Genomic DNA, 22,859 nt, shown 5'->3' with positions numbered 1-22,859 from the left:
CTTCGGCAGGAACTCGTCAGGTGTTTATGTGGTGTTCGGTGGCGCGGGACCAGCCGGGGTCGCCGTGGCGGATGAAGCCGATCCAGCGCTCGCGCATGTCCTCGACCAGGGCCTGCGGCCGCTCGCCCATGAGCATCGGTGCGTGCGCCCACGCTGCCGCGTTCCCGAGCAGAAACGGCAGTTCCAGGCAGTGACAGGCACCGAAGGGGCTGGTTGCCGGATGCCAGTCGAACCGGTAGAGCCATGCGGCATTTCCCTGCGCGGCAAGGGTTTCCGCCAAACGCAAGGTAGGAGCACGGAACAGTTGGTGGGTCACGGTGTCGGCTGCGTCGTCGACCATCGCCGCCGCCTCGTCCTTTGTCGTTCCCAGCAGGACCTCGATGCCCCTAGCAGAGACCGACCGCACCAAGTCGTCGCTCACGAGAACACCGTCGGCGACCAGTTGATACGGCGGCGCCGCGCCACCGACGCGGGCCGCGACCGCATACTGCGCCGAGAGCAGCTCGGCCACCGGAACATCGAATAATCGCCGCTGCTCCTCCGACGCAAGACCCAACTCGCTCAACAGCATTCGCGCGGCAGTGGCCGCGTCCTCGAGTGGCGCGGGCGGCATACCGGCAGGGGTGCTCTGCAGGATCGCACGCCGGAAAAGTCCGGCGGTTGCGGTCGGCATCGCGAGTATCGAGAGCGCCCCGCCGGATTGCCCGGCAACGGTGACCTGCGCCGGGTCCCCGCCGAACGCGGCGATGTTGTCGCGCACCCACTCCAGTGCGGCCAGTTGGTCGAGCAATCCGAGGTTGCCTTCGCTCACCCCGGGCAGGCACAGATATCCGAGAACACCGAGTCGATAGTTGATCGTGACGACCACGATGTCACCGTGCTCGGCCAACTCCGCGCCGTCGTACCAGGCCAATCCGCCCGAGCCGCTGGTGAATCCGCCGCCGTGCAGGAAAACCAGCACCGGATGACCCGCCCCGGCCGGTGCCCAAACATTCAGCGACAGACAGTCTTCGGCCTGGCCAATCGTGAACCGACCCATGACGCGCTCCAGCCGTGACGCCAACTGCGGTGCGGCCGGGCCGATCTCGATACAGTCGCGGATGCCCGGCCACGGCTCCGGAGCGCGCGGCGCGCCGAACCGCTCGGCAGTCGCGAATGGAATGCCGCGGAATGCGGTTACCGCACCGTCGGCGCTCCCCCTGATCTTCCCCGCGGCCGTCTCGACGATCATCGCGCGACGAATGTCAGTCCGGCGCCGTACGCGTCACGCGCGGACACAAAGAACCCCGTCGCGGTGGTGCGAGTCGGCGTAACAGTGCTTTCCACAATCCGACGCGCGTGCTCGACATCTTCGACCCGAATGGTCATCGCCGCGAAATACGACGGCGCAGGCACCGGCTCACCAGGCAGCACCTTGTCGGCGTCCGACGCCCGAACGAACTCCAGTCGAACCTCTTTGTGCGCCAACACCGTCAACGAATCCTCGGTGGTCGGATCGACCGCAACGATGCGGCGGTAGCGATCGACGATCTCGTCGAACTCGGTGTCGGCGGCCACGATCGTCACCGCCGCGATCCCGCGCGCCCCGTTCGGATGGTCGAGATACCGTGGCTGGTGCACATATTCGCGGGTCAGGTGCTGGGAGATGCCGAGCAGACCCTCAGACGTACTGCGCGGGTCGATGTGCACCGTGCGGGCGCGCATGGTCCGCACGCCGTCCTCGGTGTCCACGTCACGTTCCAACTCGAGCACACCGGAAGCGGGCAGTCCGGCTTCGATGAGCCCAGCGCTGACCGTCGCGGCGTCGTCGGTCTCCAGATTGAGAATCCGGAATCCATCCGGCAGCCGCTTCGCGTGCCATGGGTCCGGCGCGGCGGCATCCACGATGCCGAACAATTCGATGTACGAGTCGCCGAACACGGCGCATTCGTTGGCGGTGCAACCCAGAATCGCCGGTTCCCCCGGCCGCTGGCTCATCAGGTGCCGAGACCGTGGGGTCAAGGTGAATCCGAAGGACCGGTATCTACTCGTCATCGCATCGAAGTCACTGCCCTTGAGACCGGTGTGGTGGATGGCTCCGATGTACTGCTGGCCCATGTCGTCGTTCATGCGAACGAGCCTGCTCGAACACAGCGTCGAAGACCGCTTATCGGGCGGTCGACGCCGTTTTCGGACATCTGTCTACCCTGATCGGGTGGATTCGGACACCCTCGACGATCTCGACCTGCAACTGCTGCACGCACTACAGATCGACGGCCGGGCCGCATACAGCACAATCGCCCAGGTACTTGGGGTTTCCTCGCGTACCGTCGCCCGCCGCTACGGCCGTCTGCGCACCAACGGACTCGTCCGAGTCACCGGCGTCGCGGCCCCGGGGCCGATCGCTACCGCCGAGTGGATCGTCCGAATCACGGTTCGAGCCAGTGCCGCCGGCACGCTGGCGCGCGCCCTCGCCCAGCGACCGGACACCGCCTGGGTGACGGTGGTGGACAGCGGTACCGAAATCGTGTGCATCTTCCGCATTCCCGACGACGGCCCGGCACCGCTGGCCGGACTCGCCCGGCACGGCGATGTCCTCGATATCTCCGCACACCGGCTCCTGCACCACTTCATGCAACGCCGCTGGCGCGGCCGCACCTGCGCGCTGACCACCGCGCAAATCGAGGCACTGCAACCACCGGATACCGCCGCGACACAGTCGCTCTCGCTGACCGAGCTCGACCACCGGCTACTCGCCGCCCTATCGCTCGACGGCCGTACCTCCTACCCCGACCTCACCCGCCGGATCGGCTGGTCCGAGACAGCGATCCGGCGTCGACTCGACGAGCTTCGACGCGCCGGGATCCTGCGGTTCAGCGTCGAAATCGACCCCGCCGCATTCGGTTTCACCGTCTCCTGCGTGATCTGGATGAGCGTAGTTCCGCATCAGCTCCAGACTGTGGCGACAGCCTTGGCTTCCGACTTCGAGGCAGCATTCATCGGCGCCACCACCGGCGAGCACAATCTGATCGCGATCGCGATCTTCCGCAACTCGGCAGAGCTGTATGCCTACCTCACCGAGCGGATCACCACACTGGACGGCATCGAACGCATGGAAACCACACCGATCGCCTCCCACGCCAAGCGCGACGCCCAAATATTTCGTTAGTCGTCGACGGTCGTTTACTGCGGCATCTCCCCCACCCGCACGTTTGTGTCGATGATTCCGAATACCTCACCCTGTGGCGCGGCGACCATCGCCATCCGGCCGGCAGGCGAGTCGGAGGCCGGCATCAGCACCGTCGCGCCGAGCTCGCCGGCCCGCGCCAACCCGGCGTCGACGTCGTCGAACTGGAACCAGGTCAGCCAGTAGCTGGGCATGGGTTCGCCGGGCATCACGGTGTCGTCGTTCATGCCGCCGGCGGACTGTTCGCCGCCGCGCGGGGTGAACATCGCGTAGATCATGTTCTTGCCGTCGCCGACATCGGCGTAGGTGAAACCGAAGACATCGGCGTAGAACTTCTTGGCGGTGTCGAGCTGCCGGGTGTGCAGTTCGTTCCAGCAGTAGGCGCCGTGTTCGTTGTGGACGGCGGCGCCGTTGTGCGCACGGGCCTGCCAGACGCCGAATGCCGCGCCTACGGTATCGACCCCGATGAACATGCGCCCGGCGTCGAGCACGTCGAAGGGGGGCATGACGACCTGACCGCCTGCCGCACCCACCTTCTCTGCAATCGCGTCGGCATTGTCGGCGGCGAGGTAGGTCGTCCATACCGAGGGCATGGCGGGCTGCGGCTTGGGGCCGATCCCAGCGACAGCCTGCCCGTTCTTCATCCCCATCAGATATCCGCCGGCCTCGTCCCCGCCGCCCTCGATGGTCCAGCCGAACAGATCGGCGTAGAACTCGCTCGCCTTCACCGGGTCGTCGACCTGGCAGTCGACCCAACACGGGGTGCCCTCGGACCAAGGCGTGCTTCGAACAGGCATCTACATCTCCGTTCACTCGTCGATTGCTGCGGTACCGGGCAGACGCGCTGACACCGCCCGAAATGATGCCGATCACATTGTTGTCTAGTAGTGAACCAGCATCACTGGCCGATGTCTTGGAGTTGCCGAACGTTTACAGACACCACACGGGTTCGGATATGCGAATACCCACCGGGCCGATTTGTGCGGATCGGCCCGGTGGGCACGCCGCCACGCGCCTACTCGGATGTCACAGTCGGCCACCACCGCCGATCAGCCACGGGTTGAAGGCGCAGTCCAGATTCGGATGGCCGGCCGGGTCGAGCGCGTTGAGCGCGATCGACAGCGCGCGCGGCGAGTACATGATCGTCAGGTGGTCGGAGAGGTCCTGTTCGCAACCGTCCTGCAGGGTGATGTTGTGGACGGTCACGCCCGGACCCGCCTTCAGGAAGGTCAGGTCGTAGGGGTTGGTGACCTCGTCGTAGCGAGTTCCGACCACGGTGTAGTCGACGCCGGGAATGGTGTCGCCGTTGGCGTTGAGCTGGTTCACGAAATCCGAGCCGATGGTCTGCTGAATGCCCGCGTGACCGACGAAGATCTCGATGAAGCCGAGAATGTCGATCCCGAAGTTATTGATGGCCCGGCCCAGTGCGCCGATGCCGTCGAGGCTGGTGCCGTGGTGCGTGGCGCCGAAGGTGACCAGATTCTTCACCTTGGCCGCACCACCCTCGAACTTGGTGTACCAGTTGGCCAACGAACCGCCCTGCGAGTGGGCGACGATATCGACCTCGGACGCGCCGGTCGCGGCGAGTACTCGATCGACGAAGGTCGCGACCTGTTCGGCCGAATCCTGGATATAGCCGGTGCCCATCACACCGGGCAGCACCGATCCGAGACCGCCGCCTTCCAGCAGGTTCGAGCGTCCGTAATTGAAGGTGAAGACACAGAAGCCCGCATCCTTCATCGGCTGGCCCATGTAGGCGAACCCGTTGTAGGCGTTCATCCACGTGCCGTGCAGTGCGACCACCGGGCGCGGGTGTTCGGCGGTCGGCTTGCAGTTCCAGTCGTTGGTGCCGGGCGGCGCGACATCGGGATTCAGCAGACCGTAGCCGAACGCGGCCAGCCACGCTGTGCTCGGCGGGCCGTAACCTACTGTGTCACTGGCGTATCCGCCCGATGATCCGGAACTGCTACCGGAGCCGCCGTAGCAATCACCGGAGCCATTGCCCGATCCCGCACCGCTACCCGAGGTGCAGGCCGAACCCGAACTGCCCGCGCTGCCGGAATCGGCAGCGACCGGCGCCGCCTTCCGGCCCGCGGCGATGTAGTCGGCCAATGTCTGCTCCGTCGGCGCCGGATCGGGATTCGCATTGGCTGCGACCCCGGTCACACTCATGGCGAGCACCGAGACGCCCATCATCACCGCGGCGCTGACCGACCGACCGCATCTACTTCGTTTCATGACATGCCTCCTGGAGAACGACAGCGTTCGAGTCGCAGCGCCGAGGTATGTCGGTCGACGGCACCGAAACTGCGCCAACGCTAAAGCCGGGTGCAGGCGAAACCCATACGGCGGCAAGGTAACTGGATACCTCACGAAACGGCTTTGTCTCCATTAGGGGTGCGACACAAAGACGGTTTCCGGCGCCGCGGTAGCGGACACAATTCGCACGATCGAATTCGGTGAATTCTCCAGATCACCAACGGATCACGAGGAATTCGCGATATTCGGCACGACCATGGTTCCACCTTTTCCAACCGTCGGCGGCCACCCGACGGCTAATGAGTGGAGCAGCCATGTTCGACCCGATCGAGTCCACCGTCCGTTTCGGCCGCGGCGTCGCGCGGATGACCGCGGGAACCGTGCTCGGTGCCGTGACGGTGGCGGCATTGCTGCACAGCCGGCCTGCGGTCCGCGCAATGGAGTCACCGAGGCGCAGACGATGGCGGATTGGCTTATCGGACACGGCATTCCGGCCGAGCGCGTCCATATCGAGCCCGAGGCGGTGTCGACCGCGCAGAATGCCGAACGTTCGGCTCGGATCATGCACGACATCGGCATGCGCGACGCCGTCGTGGTGACCTCCGCAGACCATATCGACCGGGCCGCGGCGCTTTTCGGCGATGCCGGAATAGCCGTCGTCGCCACGGTCACTCCCGAAAAGGTACCGCCGCTCGTTTGGGAGTTCGGGCCGAGACCCTGAGCCGCACCACATTCCGCAACACAGGAGCAAACATGAACAAGAGCGCCGTCGATGCTGCTGCCGCCCCAGCCGACCAGGTCCGCGCATTACTCGACCACCGATATCGATCCGCCACCACCTACGAGGTCGGACGGGAAAAGATCCGTGAATTCGCCCGCGCGATACAGGATTTCCACCCCGCACATTGGAACGAGGAGGCGGCCGCGCAGCTCGGCTTCGACGGTTTGATCGCTCCGCCCACATTCTCCTCGATAATCCTGCTCCGGGTCCATCGCGAAATACTCGATACCCTCATCACCGGCTACGATTCGCACCGGATCCTGCACGCGGACCAGGTGCTCGATATCGGTCGGCCACTGGTCGCCGGCGACCGGATCACCTGTGATGTCTATTTCGAATCATTCCGGCATTTCGCCGGTTACGACGTACTCGCGGTCAAGAGCGTATTGACCGACCAGCATGGCGAGGTGGTCCAGACCGGGTCGACGGCTCTGCTGGCACGCACCAGGCCGGAGGGCGCGGGATCGGCGGAGTGGGTCGGCCGGATCGCCATGCACTCCACAGATGCGCCGGGTACGCCCGGCGTCGTTGTTCCGGGCGACGGCGACGCGATCGTGGCACCGATCTCATCCCGCGCACCGCGAACCATGGTCGATTTCGACTCTCTTACGGTCGGTACGGAGCTGCCGGCCCGGATCGTACATCTGTCGCGCGGTGACCTGGTCAATTATGCCGGGGTGACCGGTGATACCAATCCGGTGCTGTTCAGTGAGCAGGCCGCCAACGCGACCGGTCTACCGACCGTCGTCGCCCCCGGCATGCTCAAACTCGGCCTGGCCGCCGGGTACCTCGGCGGCTGGCTCGGTGACCCGGCGGCTGCCACCCGATTCCGCGCCCAGTTCGCGCATTACACGCACTATCTGCACATTCCGCCGCTACAGGCCAGCGCCATCGAATTCCGTGGTCGGATAGCCTCACTCGATTCGCATCGCCGTAAGGCCACGGTCGCGCTGGACGCAAGATCGCACGGCCGTAGGCTTTTCGGCTACGCGGCGGCGGAAGTCCTTTTCCCGAAGCGGGATTGAAGTCCGGTCAGCCGCGCGAGTCTGCGATGTGAGTCCAGCCGCGCGGCGCGGTCGTAAGTGCTGGTGTGGACCAGGATTTCGTCCGCGCCGGTGCGTGTGACCAAGGCTTCCAACGCCTCCGCGACCTCATCCTCGGTACCGTGGATGTGCTCGCGCAGCGCCTCATCGAAGATACGGCGTTCCCGCTCGGTCATCGTCATGGATTCGATCTCCGCGGGTGGAATCAGCACCGGAAACTCACCGCGCGTACGGGAATACGCGCTCGACCACGCCTCGGGCAGCAACAGCCGATGGGCTTCGGCGGTCGAATCGGCGATCACCACCGCACCGGATACGACGACATACGGTTCGGACCCCCAGGGCGTCGGCCGGAATTCCGCGCGATAGTGGTCGATCGCCTCGACCATGCGCCCCGTTCCGGCGATCGAGGCGATGACCAGCGGCAGGCCGAAACGCGCAGCGCGCTCCGCACCGGAGCCGGTGGCCAGCAGGAATGCGGGTACCCGCAACCCCTCCGCAGGCCAAGCGTGCACACCCGACTTGCCGCGCGTGAAGTATTCGAGCACATCGGTGAGCTGCTGATCGAAATCGTCGGCGTCGCTCTTGCCGTGTCCGAGCGCCCGTCGCACCCCATCGGTGAAACCCACCGAACGCCCGAGCCCCATATCGATCCGCCCTGGGTACAGCGATTCCAGGGCACCGAATTGCTCGGCCACGACCAATGGCTGATGGTTCGGCAGCATCACCCCGCCGGTCCCGATTCGGATCCGCGAAGTCACCGCAGCGGCAGCCGCGGCCAGCACGGTTGGCGCCGAGCCTGCGACGCCGGGCACGCTGTGGTGCTCCGAGACCCAGAACCGGTGATATCCCCAATCCTCGGCCGAGCGCGCGAACTCCACGGTCTCCCGCAGTGCCTCCGGGTGGCTCTGTCCGCGTCGTACGCGCGAGCGATCCAGAATCGAAAACCGCACCGCATCGAGTACCGAAGTCATATGTGTGTCAACACCCCGGGCGCCGCCGCATTCCACCGCGCGGATCGTTGTGGATGGAACAATGGGAATCACACCTGCGTAACCCGGTAGCCGGTCCTGCGGTCGTCGACGCGTATCGCGGCTCGGCACGAACGTCGAGCTCGACGTGGAGGCGCGAATGTCCCGGATCGGCCAGTTGTTCCAACGTGTGAGCCGTCGCACCACCATTGTGTTGGGTATCGCGCTAACGGCGGTGATCATGTTGGCGGTTACAGCGGTGCTGGTCGCGGTGCGTCACACCGATCGAGTTGCCAGTGGTGCATGTCCGGACGACCCATCGGGCTCGGCTCCCGGCTGGGCGCCGTCGAACGATCAGGTGGACGTGCCGATCGATGCACATCCGTTCGTCGGGAACGGCTATCTCGGATTGCGTGTGCCACCGCGCGGCATGGGATACACCGCGACCGATGAGACGACCGGCTGGCCGCTCTACACGCCCGCCTACGACGGCGCTTTCGTCGCCGGTCTTTATGCGCACACTCCGGGTGTAGCCGACAACCGCGAGGTCGCCGCGGCCATTCCGAACTGGTCCGGATTGCTCGTCGGCGTCGGCGAGCACACCTACTCGCCCGCCACACCCGCTGCTCAGATCTCGAACTTCACGCAAACACTGCACCTGCGCTGCGGACTGGTGCGGACCCGGCTGACCTGGAGCGCGCCCGATGGCAAGGCCACCGATCTGGTCTACGACGTGCTCACCGACCAGGCGGATCAGCATGTCGGCGCGGTGCACGTCACGGTGATGCCGCACTGGTCGGGCGAGATGGTCGTCTCCGATCTCGTCGACGGCGCCGGCGCGCGTCGGGTCGGCCAGTCCGAGGTCGGCGCTCGCGATGACGACACCATCCGGGTCGGATTCCGTGCCGACGGCACCGATGTCGGCGGCGATATCTTCTCGGTGCTGCGGCCGGGGGCGGGTATCGCTTCGAACGCGATTCAGCCGATGCCACTGGGCCGCGATCTCAGTGCGCGCCAGGATGTTCGGTTTCCGGTGCGCGACGGCGGCACGTATCAGTTGGCGAAGTTCGTCGGGGTCGACACCACCCGTACCTCTCCTGATCCGGCGGCGACCGCGCTCGAGTCGGCACAGCGGGCCGTGCGGACGGGGTGGGCGAACCTGCTCGCGGAAACATCCGCGGCCTGGCGGGCACGGTGGCGCGGCGACATCGAGGTGCCCGGTCAACCCGATGTGCAGACCTGGGCGCGCGGTGCGCTGTATTCGCTGTATTCGAGCACGAACTCCCAACAGGACAACAGCATTTCGCCCGTCGGGCTCAGCAGCGACAACTATGGCGGCGCGGTGTTCTGGGATGCGGACATCTGGATGTTCCCCGGATTGCTGCAGTTCGCACCGGAGTTGGCGAAATCGGTGGTGGACTACCGCTTTCGGACATTGCCCGCCGCCCGAGCGAACGCCAAGCGGCTCGGCTACCGTGGCGCGTTCTATCCGTGGACCAGTGCGAGCCGTGGCGATCTCGACGAATGCCACAGCTGGGATCCGCCGCACTGCCTGACCCAGATCCATCTGCAAGGCGATGCGTCCCTGGCGGCCTGGCAGTACTACGCGGCCACCGGCGATACCGGCTATCTGCGCGAACGCGGCTGGCCGGTGCTGCGCGCGCTCGCCGAATTCTGGGCCTCGCGGGTGACGCGCAACGACGACGGCAGCTACTCGATTCGCAATGTCGCGGGTCCCGACGAGTACAGCAACGGGGTGGACGACGCGGTCTACACCAATGCTGTCGCCGCCCTCGCCCTGCGCAATGCCACCCGCGCGGCGCAGATTCTGGGCGAACCGCACCGGCCCGAGTGGACCGCGATCGCCGATGGGCTGCGCATGCCGTTCGATCGCAATCAACGGATCTTCGTCCAATTCGACGGCTACACGGGCACTCCCATCAAACAGGCCGACACCGCACTACTGATCTATCCCCTGGACTGGCCGATGCCGCCGGATGTGGCGGCCAATGTGCTCGAATACTATTCGGAGCGAACCGATCCCGACGGTCCAGCGATGACCGATTCGGTGCACGCCATCGACGCGGCGAGAATCGGTGTCCCCGGCTGTGCCGCCGACACCTTCCTCGAGCGCGCCGCACGCCCGTTCGTCCGCGCCCCCTTCGGCCAGTTCGCCGAAGCCCGCGGGGCCAAAGTCGGATCGAAGGACCCGCTCGCCGGTGCGCCCGCCTTCACCTTCGTCACCGCGGCAGGCGGCTTCCTGCAGACTTTCACCAACGGCCTACTGGGCCTGCGCTTCGACACCGACGAAATCCGGATCGCCCCAACCCTTCCACCCGAACTCACCGACGGCCTCACCATCCGTGGAATCCACTGGCAGGGACGAACTTTCGACGCCACCATCGGTCCCGATAAAACCGAACTGACCTTGACCGACGGACAACCGCTACCGGTCCGAACCGATACCGAAACCCACCGCCTCGACAGCGAACTGACCGTTCCGACCCGGCGCCCCGACCGGACCCCCACCGACAACCTGGCCCGCTGCAAACCGGTCACCACCAGCTCCGACGAACCCGGCAAATATGCCGAAGCCGCCGTGGACGGCACCCCCGCCACCAGCTGGTCCCCCAACACCCCCACCGCCACCCTCACCGTCGACCTAGGCCAGGAAACCCACATCGCACGGATCCTCCCGCACTGGACCGCCCCCACCCCAACCACATTCACCACCTCCCTCGACAATCAGACCTGGACCCCGATCACCCCCGACCCAACCACCGGAACCCTTCCCACTCCCCTCTCGACCCGCTACATCCGCCTGGAACTCTCGACCCCAACCCCGCACCCCACCCTCCGAGAACTCGAAATCACCGGCCCCCGAACCTGATCCGCACTCCTGGGCGCTCCGATTGGTTCCGGTGCACAATACGGGCACGTCACCCCGGGTCGGGCCCTAGCATGAGACGGGTGCGTCAGTTGCTTTCGCTCTTGTTCCTCCCGCTCGCAGCCTGCGCTGACCCGACAGCGACGCCGAGCGCAACGACCGTTACGACCACGGATTACGTCCGCACACCGGCGGATTGCATCAAGTTGGAAATCACCGCGCTCGTTGTCGAGCCCGGGCACGGCTATATCTCCGGCACGCATGCCGAATGGCTGCCCAAGGGGCAGTTCGTTCGCGTTCGAGTGGCGATTGTCAACGCCGACAACACATTCCATACGACCCACACCACCGACTACCAACTCGACGACGCCGCGGGCACCACACATCCGGTCAGCAACGATGCCATGGCCATCAAACGTCAACCGACCGAGGTGACCATCGGTGCCGGGAACCGACTGGAACTCGATCTCTGGTACGACATTCCACTCGACACCACAGCGAAACTCCTGCGCGACAGCGCCTGTGCCACCACGACAACACTGCCCGGTTAGTCCGCCACCTTCAGCGCCAATCGGTCCAGCGCGTCGGCCGCGTACCACTTGGCCGCGGCGGCGGATTGCCGGCGCAGCCGCGCGAGATAGACGAGCTACCGACGCGCCGCACCAAGACGAGCCTCGCCGGCTCGGAGTGTCGAGTGAATCAGTGCGGGTCGGGCAGGCCGAGCGCCGGTGCCAGCACGCGCCAGGCCCGCGGCAGCTGGGCCTCGAAGTCGGGCCAGGTGTGCATACCCGTCGGGGCGTAGTCGACGGTGGCCGGGATATTCAGCTCCGCCAGTCGTGCCGCGAAGCGTTCGGTACACGAGCGCGCACCGGCCTCGAGGGCCAGACCCCCGCCTGCCGTCTTCAAGGCTTCACCGAGGTCGGACGCACGCGATACCGCGACAAGGTCGGCATCGGTCGGCAGGCCGGTCGCCGCGGCCAGGTAGATCGAGGTGCCACGTAGCTGCGGTGCGCCGAGCAGGCTGTCGTGCGCACTCCACTCCGGCGATCCGGGTGGGCCCCAGAGGTTTTCGACATTGCCACCGCGCGACGCGACGGTGATCGTGGTGACCGCCCGGCCGAGATCGTCTGCGGTGGAATAACATCCACTCATTCCCGCGACCGCACGGTATCGCCCCGGATTCCGCTGGGCAAGCATCATGGCCGCCTGCGCACCCATGGACACACCCGCGATCGCCCGCCGCCCATCGGTTTTCAGATACGACTCGATAATCGGCGGCAGCTCGGCGGTGAGAAAGGTTTCCCAGCGGTTGACCCCGAGAGTGGCGTCGCGGCGCAACCAGTCGCTGTACATGCTCCCGGTGCCACCGCTGGTCAACACCACATCGACCGGTTTATCCGCGAAGAACTCCGCCGCATGCCCCTTGGTCAGCCACCCCGAGACCGCCTCGCCGTCGACGCCATCGAGCAGATACAGCAGCGGACGCGGTCCGGAACCGCTGCCGTGCAACACATCCACCGTGATGACCCGACGCATGGCGGCCGACGCGATGGCGAAACGTTCGTGCCGCGGCCCGACCGTCTCGATGCTGATAGTTCCGGTCCGTGTCATGGCCGGATCGACAGCGGGCGGATCCGCGACTGCGGGCACGGACGCCAGCGTGGCGATGAGGGCCATCGCCGCCGCGGTGATCGGTGCTCGAAAACTCATAGTACGACGGCGGCTCGATTCGCCTGTCTGGCCGCGGCCCGGTCGCGCTGCTCCTCGAAACGTGTTGCCTTGATGGCTAATTCGTCGAGGTAGGCGCCGAGCTCGTCGCGGGCGCGCTCGCCCTCGTCGGACAGATCGGTGCGCTCGAAGACATTCCAGGCGCGCAACACCGGCCGCAGCACGACATCCAGATGCTGACGCAAGTCGTAGATGCCGTTTTTGGCCAGTACCACCGCGTTTCGCCGGAAGTTGGGCTGAGTGAGTCCGGGCATCTGGAACCGCGTGACGATATCGGTGACCGCACGCATGGCCTCGTCGGGTGCGAGGTCGAGGGCGGCGGCACTGAGGTTGCGGTAGAAGATCATATGCAGGTTCTCGTCGGCGGCAATCCGTTGCAGCATACGCTCGGCGACGGGCTCATTACAGGCGGCGCCGGTATTTCTGTGACTTATTCTGGTCGCCAGCTCCTGCAACGTTACATATGCGACCGAACGCAGGAACTGCGGGCCTTTCTCCGGCTTCGCGACACCCGTTGTCATATGCGCCATTCTGGCCTGTTCCAGGGCCACCGGATCCACCGCGCGAGTGACCACCAGATAATCGCGCATGACGATCGCATGACGGTTTTCCTCCGCGGTCCAGCGCCCGACCCAAGTGCCCCAGACACCGTCCTGCGAAAACGACTCCGAGATCTCCCGGTGATAGGAGGGCAGATTGTCCTCGGTGAGCAGGTTGGTCACCATGGCGGTCCGCGCGACCTCCGACAGCCGAGATTGTTCCGGTTGCCAATCGATACCGCCCATGGCGGCGAAATTCCGGCCGTCGTCCCACGGCACATAGTCGTGCGGGTGCCACTCCTTGGCCTTGCGCAGATGCTCGTCGAGATGACGTTCGGCGACGGGCTCCAGTTCGCGCAAAATGTCGAGATCGGTCAACGCGGTCGTCACACGTGCTCCTTTGTTCACTCCCCGAATCGACCATAAGCGGGCTTGTTCAGGCCGAACGGGTGATTCGACGATCATTGGGCGAGGTGACGACAGCTCGACGACCTGGCTGGAAACCGTCACAACCCGGCAGATCGGCCAGCCGATAGAGCCCCGGCTCCCAGCCTTCGGCGAGAAGTCGGGCGAGCCGTTCCTGTGCCGATCCGGCCAATTCGGGAATCCGAGCGGTTTCACCGGAGGCCACCACCGCGGTCAGCGGTACCTCGGCAGCCTCGCTGACCAGCTCGAGCACGTCTGGAGTGAGTGCGAGCGGTGTCATGGCGGATACCTCGTCGATCGGCACCAGGACCGTGCCGCCCTCATCGGACAGCAGCGACAGTGCCCGGGAACCGAGCGGCATCGCCAGCGCCGCCTGCACCCGGCGCAACTTCCGTCGGGCCGCGGACGGCGCACCCAGACCGCGTCTTCGCTCGTCCGGATGTGCGGGAATCGCGAGGGCGACGACTTGATAGGACGCGGCGACGTTGATGCCGGCGCGACCGGCCAGCCGTGCAACGCCGTGCCCGCTGAGCAGCGCCGATACCAGAGTCTGTGCGGCGGTCTGCTGTTCCCGGGCGACCTGGCGGTGTTCATCCAGATAGGCCGTGGATGTCGCCGTCGTCACCATTTCCAGCACGCGCACGATCAATCCGGCCGCGGCCGCCACCTGATCGGCATCCTCGTCCGCCGCCTGATCGGCAAGGAATTCCAGTCCGACCCGCACACCGTCGTGATAGGCGTCCAGCACAGTTTCCAGCGCCACCCCCTCGCGGGCCCACCGCGCGGCCGATCCGGTGATCACCGCGGGCTGCTCCGGGACCGGATCCAGCTGCGGTTCCAGCACTTGCGCGGCCTCCGCCAAACAGGTGCGCGTGATAGTACCGAGATCTCCGCGCTGCGTGCGCCGGGCCTGAAAAGTCAAATGTTCGACCAGTTTCGATTCCAGGCTCTTGCTGCCCGAACCAGCCTGTCTGCCCACCATGACTCCGAAAGGCTAGCGGCATTCGTACCGAAATTGCATACCCGGCCCGCTAATTAGGAAAGTCATCACACCGTGCCGAACAGCTTGGGCGAAATCACAAGCAGCGGAGCGATTCTCGGTCCAATATTTCCGGTCATTCGGATGACCGGATATAGTCGGCGACACCGAGTGCTCCACGGGGACACTGACGCGGGTGCGACACTTCGGCGCGGTGGCTGTAACGCCCGGCGATGATCCACCGACGGCACCGAGGACGGCACACCCGGCGGACCGGTGAGCCGTCCCATGACTAAAGTTGAGTCCCTGTGCTGCGGGTCCTACACCCGATAGCATCGAGCGCCTTGTACCGTTCGGTGGACCCGGACAGTACAGGCGACTAGTTCGAAGGATGGCATACCCCATATGAGCGGCACGCGAGAAAAGCTCGAGGAACTCCGGGACATCCTGGAGCTCGCCGAGGAACCCGCCGGCGAGACCGGCATCGCGAAACGCAAGAAAAAGGGCATACCGAGCGCGCGCGAGCGCGTGCGCATGCTGTTGGACCAGGGCTCCTTCGTGGAAATGGGCGCGCTGGTGCGACAGCCGGGCAGCACCGACGGCATGTACGGCGACGGTGTGGTGACCGGCCGCGGCTACATCGACGGCCGGCCGGTCGTCGTCATCGCCCACGACCAGACCGTGCACGGCGGTTCGGTCGGCGAGATGTTCGGCCGAAAAGTCGCCGCCGCAATGGAGTTCGCACAGGAGAACGCCTGCCCGGTGGTGTCGATCAACGATTCCGGCGGCGCCCGCATCCAGGAGGCGGTGACCTCACTGGCCTGGTACGCGCTGATGTGCCGACGCCAGGAGGATCTGTCCGGCTTCGTGCCGATGGTGGCGGTCATGCTCGGCAAATGCGCGGCCGGGTCGGTCTACGGTCCGGTGAATATGGATGTGCTGGTCGCGACCGAGAAGTCGTATATGTTCGTCACCGGCCCGGAGGTGATCAAGGGCGTGACGGGCGAGGTGGTCAGCGCCGACGATCTCGGCGGCGCCGCCGCCCTGCAGGCCAATGGCACCGTGCACCATGTCGCCGCCGACGAGCAGGCCGCCTTCGACTGGGTCCGCAGCTATCTGAGCTACCTGCCGTCGAGCTGCCTCGAACAGGCTCCGGTGGTGAATCCGGGACTGGAACCCGAAACCACTGCACACGACCTCGAGCTGAACTCGATCATTCCGGATTCCGACCGGTCCGGTTACGACATGCACGAGGTGCTGCTGCGCATCTTCGACGACGGCGAGTTCCACGAGATCAGCGCTGGTACCGCCCAGAACCTGATCACCGGATTCGCCAGGGTCGACGGTCGCAGTGTGGGCGTGGTCGCCAATCAGCCGCAGGTACTCGGCGGCGCGCTGGACGGACTGTGCTCGGATAAGGCGGCATATTTCATCCGGCTGTGCGACGCCTTCGGCCTGCCGCTGATCTTCGTCGTCGACACCCCGGGGGTGCTGCCCGGTCTCGAAGAGGAACGCAATGGCGTCATCAAGCGCGGCGGCCGGTTCTTCCGCGCGGTCATCGAGGCCACGGTGCCGATCGTCTCGATCGTGACGCGCAAGGCCTACGGCGGCGGCTATGCGGTGATGGGCTGCAAACCGCTGGGCGCGGATCTTGCACTGGCCTGGCCGACGGCACAGATCGCGGTAATGGGCGCCGAGAGCATGGTCGGCATCATCGGCCGCAGGCAGCTGGAGGCGACCCCGCCCGACCAGCGCGCTACCGTGCGCCAGCAGATGATCGACTTCTACAACGCCACCGTCGCCACTCCGTGGACCGCGGCCGAACGCGGCTACATCGATGCCGTCGTCGAACCGTCGCAGACCCGGCTGGAGATTCGCAGGGCGCTGCGCCTGTTGCGCGAGAAGGGCGCGGTCAGGAAGCACAACCCGCGCAAGCACAGCCTCTTCCCGGTCTAGTCGTCGGCCCGTTTGTGTTGTGTCACAGCACAAACGCGTATCGGTCGTGTGATATCCGATGTTGGTTCGCTCGCCACGCGGCCCGATACCGCTGTGCCCTAACGTCATCCGTGCCCGACCCGTGTTCGCCGCACGACGGCCGGGTACGCGGCGCGCCCACCGAGAGTGTCCCTACCCACTGGCGAGTGGGCGCGCCGCACTTGAAACTAGGCCTGATCCGGACGTGTCCCGTGGTTGCCCCAAGTGCGTTCCACCGTGGCCCATTCGGTCTCCCACAACCGGGCCCTGCGCCGATCGAGCGCGCGGCGCAGCAGTGCGTATCCGCAGCCGAAACAGACCGCGATCCCGAAGACCATGCCCGTGGTGATCAGCAATGCCTTGCTCAGTGCCCGGGTATCCGACGGCGGCTCGGTGACCTTGCCCGAGCCGTCGAGCCAAATCTTCACCGTGGCACCGGCTTTCATCACTCCGGTGGCCTGGTAGTCGCTGGTGTGCGTGACACCGTCGGCGTCGCGCCACTGCACCCGAGCCGGGGTGATGGGCGCGTAGAGCGGCGCTTTGCCGACCTCGAGCACGGTCGCGTCGACTTCGTGTAACTGCGCCGCCTCGGCGCGCGCGATGCGGTCCTCCGTCTGGTAGATCCGGCCGCCGATCGCCATCGACAGCACCGGGGCGATGATCAGGAACAACAGCGTGAGCACCGCGGCGACCGCCAGTTGCAGGCGATCCTCGCGGCGGCGCATCGGATTTCGATCCAGGCCGACCCGGCGGCAGGTGCGGCGGACAACGCTGGGTGACCCGGTTGCTGCGGTCATGACGATGACACCTCGCTCTGGAATTCAGCTGTCAGCCCGTTAAGGGTGTCGAAGAATGTGTCGATGAGATCGGGGAGTCCGTCGGTGTCCGAGCCCGCGCCCCAGACCTGCAGTGCGGCGATGAGCAGTCCGGTCCCGGCCGCAACAGCCGCCTCCGGACGCCGGTCCACCGCGGGATCGACATCGAGTCTGGCGGCGATGATCCGCACGGATTCGCGCTGCCCGTCGAGTCGGATGCGCTGATAGCCTGCGGCCAGTGTCGGTTCCGTCTCGAAGAGTTGGAACAGCGCCCAGCGTCGGGCCAGGCGCGCCGCCTTCGCGCCGGTGTGCTCGGTGGCCAGCCAGTCGTGCAGGGCATTGCGGTAGGCGACCAGCGGCGACTCGCCAGCGGGCCGGCGGCACAGCGCCTCGTTGAACAGGTGCACATCCTGGTCGATTTCACCGAGCACGGCATCCTCGATGGAGGAGAAATGACGACTGAAGGTCCGCCGGGTGACCCCGGCGCGCTCCGCGATGTCCTCGACGGCCACCGCGCCCAACCCGCGCTCGTTGAGCAGATCGAATGCGGCGCGCGACATTGCCGCGCGACTGCGGAGCGTGCGCAGCCGACGGCCGTCGAGGTCGACCGCGTCGTCGATACCCATATCCGCAGTCTACGCCCTATTGTCCCATCGGGACATTAGTTCGGTGTGATTCGTATCAGGGTTTCCGTGCCAGCCCGGTGACGATGAGCTGCTCCCAGACGGTGAGCTCGCGCCCCGGGCTGCCGACCGACGCCGCGTCACCGGCGGCCACATCCGGTCGCCACTGCGCCGATGGAACGATATCGGGTTCGAGGACTTCGAGGGCGCCGAAGAGGTCGCGAATCTCCTCGGTATCGCGCCAGCGGCCGCGGCCGAAGGTAGCCTGCAGCTTCTGTTCGGCCGCGGTGGTCTCCGGATTGTGCCCGGATCGGAAGTGCGTGATCAATACGTGACTGCCGGAAGGAATCTGGTCGTTCCAGAAGCGCACCACGGCGGCCGGATCCTCGTCGTCGTTGAAGTGGTGCAGGATCGAACTGAAGATGACGCCGACGGGCTGCTCGAAATCGATCAGCCGCGCGATATCCGGATGATCGCGGATCGACTTGGGATCGCGGGCGTCGGCCTGGATCACCGTGGTGTTCTTATCGGTAGCCAGCAGCGCACGACCGTGTGCGAGCACGATCGGATCATTGTCGACGTAGACCACCCGGGCGTCGGCGGTGTGCCGCTTCGCGACCTGATGCACATTGTCGGCGGTCGGCAGACCGCTGCCGAAGTCGATGAACTGCCGCATCCCCGCGCGGGCCATATCGCGCACCCCGCGGGTCAGCGCCTGCCTGCTGGTAAAGGCGATCGCCACCGAACCTGGCAGGTTCAGCTTGAAGTGATCACCGATCTCCTGGTCGACCAGGTAGTTGTCCTTGCCGCCCAGCAGATAGTCATAGACCCTGGCGATACTCGGTTTGCTCTGATCGATTTCCCGGTCGAGCCGAGTCGTGGGCGCAGCATCGTCGGTCATTGTCAACACCTTCGTCCACGGGACCTGTGCGGTTCCTATCGTATGAGACCCGGCATCACACCGTACGCACTTGACGAACCCGGCATGGCAGCGCACCACGCCGAGTTCGATTGCCCCGCTTATTATTTTCGGCTTATCACCGCGAATCGCCGGGCGCGGCCGGGTGATCGAGCGTCTCCGGATGCCGTTCGCACAGGGCGCGCAGCAACCCCGGGGAGTACTCGGGTGGCGCGGCATGCACCGATAGTTGATTGGCGACCGCGCGATACGCGTCGAGGTCAGCGGTTTTGTCCAGATACAGCGCACTGGTGAGTTGCTGCAGATAGACGATGTCGGGGAGATCGGCTTCGGCGAAGCGCAACATGGTGAACGCACCGTCGGCCAACGCCGGACCGCCCACATGATCGGGCAGCACCTGCACGGTGATGTGCGGCTCCTCGGCGATGCGCAGCAAATACTCGAGCTGGGCCCGCCATACCGTCGACCCGCCGATCGGTCGGCGCAGCGCGGCCTCCTCGACGATCAGCCACAACTGCGGCGGATGCGGGCGACGCAAGATCTCTTGACGGCGCAACCGCAGCGCGACCCGCCGTGCGATCCCCTCCGCCGATTCGGCCGGATGCGCCATGGCAAGCAGTGCCCGCGCGTAGTCCGCGGTCTGCAGCAGTTCCGGCACCGCCCTCGGCTCATAGCCGCGGATCAGCTTGGCGGCCTGCTCGAGTCCGAGATAGGTGTCGAACCACTTCGGCAACCAATCGCTGTCGCGATGCCACCAGCCCGAGGCGTTGGCCTGGCGCGCGAGCTCCCTGAACTCCTCGCGCTCATCCGGGTCGGTGACCCCGTAGAGCGTAAGCAGATCGAGGAGATCGCGTTCCCGGAAACCGGTGCGCCCCAACTCGAGTCGACTGATCTTGGAATGGGAACCGCGGATCGCCTCGCCCGCATCCTCGCGGGAGATGTCACAGGTCTCGCGCAACCGTCGCATCCGGCTGCCGAGCATCATCCGCAGCACGGTCGGTCCACCGTCGTCAGCAGGGTTCTTGCCGGAAAATGAATGTCGCACTTCCGAAGCACGCATTCGATGAGTCTGCCATGAAATAGCCGCGACTCTCTAGAACCAAAATGCCCTATTTCCACAAGTATTCGTACATCTGCAAGGACATTCCCGACTATCTTCGGACCGGCTTCGGTTCAGCGCAGCAGCACCTCCGCGCCTGCCCGGCCGAACAGCTTGCGGCCGTCGCAGATCGCGGTGAGCGTGATAGTCGCGGCGCGGCGATCCGGATCCAATGCCTTCACCCGCCCGCGGAATTCGATCTCGCACTGCCGGGTCGCCGAGACCGGGGCGAATCCGGCGAACCGCACACCGTATTCGCTGATCGCGGCCGGATCGCCGAGCCAGTCGGTGAGGTAGCTCGCGCCGAGCCCCATGGTCAGCAGGCCGTGCGAGACCACGCCGGGCAGTCCCGCGGCGACCGCGACATGCTCGCTGAAGTGGATCGGATTCGAATCACCCGACACCCCAGCGTAATTCACCAGATCACCACGTGATAGCGGCACGACACGGGCGGGCAGTTCGGTACCGACCCGCAGCTCGTCGAACTCGATGCCGCACGGCACCCGCACCGGTGGCTCGTCCACCCGGTCCTCGGGCAACACCTCGTCGAAGCATTCGACGACACCGCCGTCCAACGGATGCTCCGGCCGCCGGGTGGCGTCCTGCCGTTGGCTCAGCGCCTCGCCGCTCATGATGACGCCGTCGACCGCAGTGACCAGTTCGGTGGCGACGTCGGCGCCGGAGTTGGCCACCACGGTGGTGTGCGCGGTCTGCAGCAATTCCTTGTACTGATTGGTGAGCAGACTCCGGATGACCATGAAGTCCATGTCGCCGAACTGCCGGAACGATTCGACATAGGTGTCGCAGCGCAGTTGATCACCGGCAACGAGCGGCCGGTGCACCCGGATGCTCTGCTCGGTATGCAGCACCTGGCTGATGTCGTAGCCGGTCAGCACCGAATCGAACATCTTGCGCTGAAGCAGCAGCCAGATGATCGCGGAGAAGGTGGGTGGGGCGACCAGCCCGTCGTAGCCGAGGTCCCACGCCGCCTCCTCGTGATAGTGCGCAGGATGGACACCGCGAACCGCACGGGCGAATTCGCGGATCTTCTCCCGCCCGACCTCGTAATGGTCGGACATCCGATAGTGGCGCCCCACCATCGCGCTAGCTTGTTCAGATCCACTCAAAACCGTCACGTGTCATAAATCGCGCCCCGGGCGCCAGTTGCAACACTAATAGCTGACCGCCATAAATCTCTCAACATTCATCGGGTGCCGGCACCCCCCGCAGGCGCTGATCCAGCCAGATCATCGCATCCGGATAACCGAGCCCGCCTGCGATGATGTGTTCACCGAGGACGCTGCGATACACCGCCGAGACACCGAGGCCGCACTGCTCCCGGTAGAGGTTGCGCGCGCCCTCGGCCGGAATCCAGAATTCCTGCTCACCGTTGTAGATGTAGAGCGGTGTCGCGGACTTCATGCCCGCCATGCGCGTCACATCGTAGATCTCGGTGGCGACCTCGGAGTGCAGCGGATCCGGAATCCTGGCAGCGATATCGATCGGCAGCATCAACAACCCGACCGCACCGAATACGCTGCCGCACAGGTCTTTCAGCGGTGATGTCGCCGCCCACTGCGCCAGGTTGTTCATGCTGGCCAGGATCTCCGGACGCTCCCGGCCGACGCCGAAGGTCGCGGCCAGGAAGACCCCCGAGGCGAGGTTGCCGTTCATGCTGCGCCCGAGGATTTCGTAGTCGGCGGGTACACCGCCGAGCGCGGCACCGACGATCGATCCGGCCAATTCCGGGGCGTAGCTATCGATCAGCTTCACCGCTCCCTTGGTGGCGATGGCGCCGCCGGAGTATCCGGTCATTCCGAATCGGCTGTCGCCGAATTCGTCGGGGCGCAATCCACGCACCGCGCGGATGGCATCGAGCACGGCATGTCCGGCGACGTAGGGCTCCGCGTAGGCCATCCACGGTCCCTCGTGATCCGGAATCAGCACCGCGTATCCGCGCAATGCGGCCAATTGCGTTGTGGGCGGGAGGAAGTCGGTGATGCTGGTATTGCGTGACCAACCGTGCGAGAAGGTGTAGCCGGGGGTGCAGTCCCGGCCGAGCGCATCGATCGGGAGGTTGTTCACCACGACGGGTCGGCTGTCCGGACCGGGCCATGCGGTGGCCGGAATGATCAATGTCGCAGTGGCATACGACGCCGCGCCGCGCGAATCGGCGGTGCGGTATTTCAACAGCAGCGCCTGCCGAATCGGCACCAATACCAGCGGTGCGGCGGTCGCGCTGACATCGCGCACCTCTACGAGCTCGCCGGGCGCGTAATCGTCCAGGTTCGCCGGCCACGCGTCGAAGGCCGGATCACCGATAGCGCTCGGCGCCGAGGCCTGGCGCAGCGCGGCCAGCGCCGGGGACATGGTGGTTGCCTCCTGCATCGGACCGGACAAATGCGGCCCGACAGCGATCGGTGGCGGCGGGATGACGCTATCGATCCACTGCTGCAGATCCGGCAGTATCGAACCGGCATCGGTCGGAATCGGCAATGCGGGCAGGCCGGGAAGAGCGGGCGGCGGTTCGGCCGACGCCTCCCCCACCGCGACCGGAAACACAAGCAACAGCACAAAAATGATGACACGCAGGCACTTCATTGGCACACGCCCCAGGGTGCGACGTCGGGTTCCCTGGCGCCCGGGTTTT

The 22,859-nt window shown here is 65.7% G+C and carries 20 protein-coding genes; 6 read left to right on the top strand and 14 right to left on the bottom strand.

The window, feature by feature from the left end; genetic code table 11:
- Positions 1 to 16: 16 nt before the first annotated feature.
- Both ACQPYR_RS17870 and ACQPYR_RS17865 read right to left on the bottom strand, forming a co-directional pair.
- On the bottom strand, positions 17 to 1,231 hold the full coding sequence (locus tag ACQPYR_RS17870) for a carboxylesterase/lipase family protein (protein ID WP_433633585.1): 1,215 nt from the start codon (positions 1,229 to 1,231) through the stop codon (positions 17 to 19).
- A complete protein-coding gene (locus ACQPYR_RS17865) occupies positions 1,228 to 2,109 on the bottom strand; it encodes a VOC family protein (protein ID WP_433633583.1) in 882 nt (293 codons plus the stop codon). Before ACQPYR_RS17865 ends, ACQPYR_RS17870 begins: the two co-directional genes overlap by 4 nt.
- An 85-nt stretch (positions 2,110 to 2,194) precedes the next feature.
- On the opposite strand from ACQPYR_RS17865, the gene ACQPYR_RS17860 reads away from it, so the two are divergent.
- On the top strand, positions 2,195 to 3,148 hold the full coding sequence (locus tag ACQPYR_RS17860) for an AsnC family transcriptional regulator (RefSeq protein WP_433633581.1): 954 nt from the start codon (positions 2,195 to 2,197) through the stop codon (positions 3,146 to 3,148).
- Between the two features lie 14 nt (positions 3,149 to 3,162).
- On the opposite strand, the gene ACQPYR_RS17855 is transcribed toward ACQPYR_RS17860, so the two are convergent.
- Both ACQPYR_RS17855 and ACQPYR_RS17850 read right to left on the bottom strand, forming a co-directional pair.
- Entirely contained in the window at positions 3,163 to 3,963 is an 801-nt protein-coding gene (locus ACQPYR_RS17855; RefSeq protein ID WP_433633579.1) for a VOC family protein, read from the bottom strand.
- A gap of 229 nt (positions 3,964 to 4,192) precedes the next feature.
- The gene (locus tag ACQPYR_RS17850) at positions 4,193 to 5,404 is read right to left on the bottom strand and encodes an esterase/lipase family protein (protein WP_433633577.1); all 1,212 of its coding nucleotides are present in this window, start codon (positions 5,402 to 5,404) and stop codon (positions 4,193 to 4,195) included.
- A gap of 277 nt (positions 5,405 to 5,681) precedes the next feature.
- On the opposite strand from ACQPYR_RS17850, the gene ACQPYR_RS17845 reads away from it, so the two are divergent.
- Entirely contained in the window at positions 5,682 to 6,146 is a 465-nt protein-coding gene (locus ACQPYR_RS17845; RefSeq protein ID WP_433633575.1) for a YdcF family protein, read from the top strand.
- Positions 6,147 to 6,178: 32 nt separating this feature from the next.
- A complete protein-coding gene (locus ACQPYR_RS17840) occupies positions 6,179 to 7,231 on the top strand; it encodes a fused (3R)-hydroxyacyl-ACP dehydratase subunits HadA/HadB (RefSeq protein WP_433633573.1) in 1,053 nt (350 codons plus the stop codon).
- On the opposite strand, the gene ACQPYR_RS17835 is transcribed toward ACQPYR_RS17840, so the two are convergent.
- Positions 7,192 to 8,223 (bottom strand): LLM class flavin-dependent oxidoreductase, encoded by a 1,032-nt coding sequence (locus tag ACQPYR_RS17835; RefSeq protein ID WP_433633571.1) that lies wholly within the window; start codon positions 8,221 to 8,223, stop codon positions 7,192 to 7,194. The genes ACQPYR_RS17840 and ACQPYR_RS17835 overlap by 40 nt on opposite strands.
- Positions 8,224 to 8,380: 157 nt before the next feature.
- Between ACQPYR_RS17835 and ACQPYR_RS17830 the strand changes: the two genes are divergently transcribed.
- Positions 8,381 to 11,110 carry a discoidin domain-containing protein gene (locus ACQPYR_RS17830; protein WP_433633569.1) on the top strand — a complete coding sequence of 910 codons (2,730 nt, stop codon included), beginning with the start codon at positions 8,381 to 8,383 and terminating at the stop codon, positions 11,108 to 11,110.
- 80 nt (positions 11,111 to 11,190) lie between these two features.
- A complete protein-coding gene (locus tag ACQPYR_RS17825; RefSeq protein ID WP_433633568.1) occupies positions 11,191 to 11,658 on the top strand; it encodes a hypothetical protein in 468 nt (155 codons plus the stop codon).
- 148 nt (positions 11,659 to 11,806) lie between these two features.
- Here ACQPYR_RS17825 and ACQPYR_RS17820 read toward each other — a convergent pair whose 3' ends face one another.
- From ACQPYR_RS17820 to ACQPYR_RS17810, 3 genes are read right to left on the bottom strand one after another with little or no spacing between them, the layout of a single operon-like run.
- A complete protein-coding gene (locus tag ACQPYR_RS17820) occupies positions 11,807 to 12,817 on the bottom strand; it encodes an alpha/beta hydrolase (RefSeq protein WP_433633566.1) in 1,011 nt (336 codons plus the stop codon).
- Positions 12,814 to 13,764 carry an acyl-ACP desaturase gene (locus ACQPYR_RS17815; protein ID WP_433633564.1) on the bottom strand — a complete coding sequence of 317 codons (951 nt, stop codon included), beginning with the start codon at positions 13,762 to 13,764 and terminating at the stop codon, positions 12,814 to 12,816. The genes ACQPYR_RS17820 and ACQPYR_RS17815 overlap by 4 nt, the downstream gene beginning before the upstream one ends.
- 46 nt (positions 13,765 to 13,810) lie before the next feature.
- Positions 13,811 to 14,782, bottom strand: coding sequence for a transcriptional regulator (locus ACQPYR_RS17810; protein ID WP_433633562.1), 972 nt, complete (start codon positions 14,780 to 14,782; stop codon positions 13,811 to 13,813).
- Positions 14,783 to 15,184: 402 nt separating this feature from the next.
- Here ACQPYR_RS17810 and ACQPYR_RS17805 point away from each other — a divergent pair, with 402 nt between their 5' ends.
- Positions 15,185 to 16,735, top strand: a complete 1,551-nt coding sequence (locus ACQPYR_RS17805; protein WP_433633560.1) for an acyl-CoA carboxylase subunit beta — start codon at positions 15,185 to 15,187, stop codon at positions 16,733 to 16,735.
- Positions 16,736 to 16,941: 206 nt separating this feature from the next.
- Here the strand turns inward: ACQPYR_RS17805 and ACQPYR_RS17800 are convergent, their stop codons facing one another.
- The 6 genes from ACQPYR_RS17800 to ACQPYR_RS17775 all read right to left on the bottom strand — a co-directional run bounded on the left by ACQPYR_RS17800 (position 16,942) and on the right by ACQPYR_RS17775 (position 22,810).
- Positions 16,942 to 17,550, bottom strand: coding sequence for an Rv1733c family protein (locus ACQPYR_RS17800; RefSeq protein WP_433633558.1), 609 nt, complete (start codon positions 17,548 to 17,550; stop codon positions 16,942 to 16,944).
- Positions 17,547 to 18,194 carry a TetR/AcrR family transcriptional regulator gene (locus ACQPYR_RS17795; RefSeq protein ID WP_433633556.1) on the bottom strand — a complete coding sequence of 216 codons (648 nt, stop codon included), beginning with the start codon at positions 18,192 to 18,194 and terminating at the stop codon, positions 17,547 to 17,549. The genes ACQPYR_RS17800 and ACQPYR_RS17795 overlap by 4 nt, the downstream gene beginning before the upstream one ends.
- A gap of 55 nt (positions 18,195 to 18,249) precedes the next feature.
- The gene (locus tag ACQPYR_RS17790; protein ID WP_433633554.1) at positions 18,250 to 19,092 is read right to left on the bottom strand and encodes an SAM-dependent methyltransferase; all 843 of its coding nucleotides are present in this window, start codon (positions 19,090 to 19,092) and stop codon (positions 18,250 to 18,252) included.
- A 136-nt stretch (positions 19,093 to 19,228) separates the two neighbouring features.
- Positions 19,229 to 20,170 (bottom strand): helix-turn-helix domain-containing protein, encoded by a 942-nt coding sequence (locus ACQPYR_RS17785; RefSeq protein ID WP_433633552.1) that lies wholly within the window; start codon positions 20,168 to 20,170, stop codon positions 19,229 to 19,231.
- Positions 20,171 to 20,283: 113 nt separating this feature from the next.
- Complete coding sequence (locus ACQPYR_RS17780; RefSeq protein WP_433633550.1) at positions 20,284 to 21,309, bottom strand: fused (3R)-hydroxyacyl-ACP dehydratase subunits HadA/HadB; 1,026 nt, start codon at positions 21,307 to 21,309, stop codon at positions 20,284 to 20,286.
- Positions 21,310 to 21,406: 97 nt separating this feature from the next.
- Positions 21,407 to 22,810 (bottom strand): lipase family protein, encoded by a 1,404-nt coding sequence (locus ACQPYR_RS17775; protein ID WP_433633548.1) that lies wholly within the window; start codon positions 22,808 to 22,810, stop codon positions 21,407 to 21,409.
- Positions 22,811 to 22,859 lie beyond the last annotated feature (49 nt).

The sequence above is a fragment of the Nocardia sp. CA-120079 genome, from assembly GCF_050955745.1.
GTDB lineage: Bacteria > Actinomycetota > Actinomycetes > Mycobacteriales > Mycobacteriaceae > Nocardia.
Note: the sequence above shows the minus strand (reverse complement) of the source record. Positions and strands in the feature narration are given on the sequence as shown.

Coding starts and splice junctions, on each gene's coding strand:
- ACQPYR_RS17790 (WP_433633554.1), bottom strand. CDS start 19,092: ATGACCGACGATGCTGCGCCCACGACTCGGCTCGACCGGGAAATCGAT.
- ACQPYR_RS17805 (WP_433633560.1), top strand. CDS start 15,185: ATGAGCGGCACGCGAGAAAAGCTCGAGGAACTCCGGGACATCCTGGAG.
- ACQPYR_RS17795 (WP_433633556.1), bottom strand. CDS start 18,194: ATGGGTATCGACGACGCGGTCGACCTCGACGGCCGTCGGCTGCGCACG.
- ACQPYR_RS17775 (WP_433633548.1), bottom strand. CDS start 22,810: ATGAAGTGCCTGCGTGTCATCATTTTTGTGCTGTTGCTTGTGTTTCCG.
- ACQPYR_RS17835 (WP_433633571.1), bottom strand. CDS start 8,223: ATGACTTCGGTACTCGATGCGGTGCGGTTTTCGATTCTGGATCGCTCG.
- ACQPYR_RS17780 (WP_433633550.1), bottom strand. CDS start 21,309: ATGGTGGGGCGCCACTATCGGATGTCCGACCATTACGAGGTCGGGCGG.
- ACQPYR_RS17800 (WP_433633558.1), bottom strand. CDS start 17,550: ATGACCGCAGCAACCGGGTCACCCAGCGTTGTCCGCCGCACCTGCCGC.
- ACQPYR_RS17830 (WP_433633569.1), top strand. CDS start 8,381: ATGTCCCGGATCGGCCAGTTGTTCCAACGTGTGAGCCGTCGCACCACC.
- ACQPYR_RS17840 (WP_433633573.1), top strand. CDS start 6,179: ATGAACAAGAGCGCCGTCGATGCTGCTGCCGCCCCAGCCGACCAGGTC.
- ACQPYR_RS17870 (WP_433633585.1), bottom strand. CDS start 1,231: ATGATCGTCGAGACGGCCGCGGGGAAGATCAGGGGGAGCGCCGACGGT.
- ACQPYR_RS17820 (WP_433633566.1), bottom strand. CDS start 12,817: ATGAGTTTTCGAGCACCGATCACCGCGGCGGCGATGGCCCTCATCGCC.
- ACQPYR_RS17850 (WP_433633577.1), bottom strand. CDS start 5,404: ATGAAACGAAGTAGATGCGGTCGGTCGGTCAGCGCCGCGGTGATGATG.
- ACQPYR_RS17785 (WP_433633552.1), bottom strand. CDS start 20,170: ATGCGTGCTTCGGAAGTGCGACATTCATTTTCCGGCAAGAACCCTGCT.
- ACQPYR_RS17845 (WP_433633575.1), top strand. CDS start 5,682: ATGGTTCCACCTTTTCCAACCGTCGGCGGCCACCCGACGGCTAATGAG.
- ACQPYR_RS17855 (WP_433633579.1), bottom strand. CDS start 3,963: ATGCCTGTTCGAAGCACGCCTTGGTCCGAGGGCACCCCGTGTTGGGTC.
- ACQPYR_RS17810 (WP_433633562.1), bottom strand. CDS start 14,782: ATGGTGGGCAGACAGGCTGGTTCGGGCAGCAAGAGCCTGGAATCGAAA.
- ACQPYR_RS17865 (WP_433633583.1), bottom strand. CDS start 2,109: ATGAACGACGACATGGGCCAGCAGTACATCGGAGCCATCCACCACACC.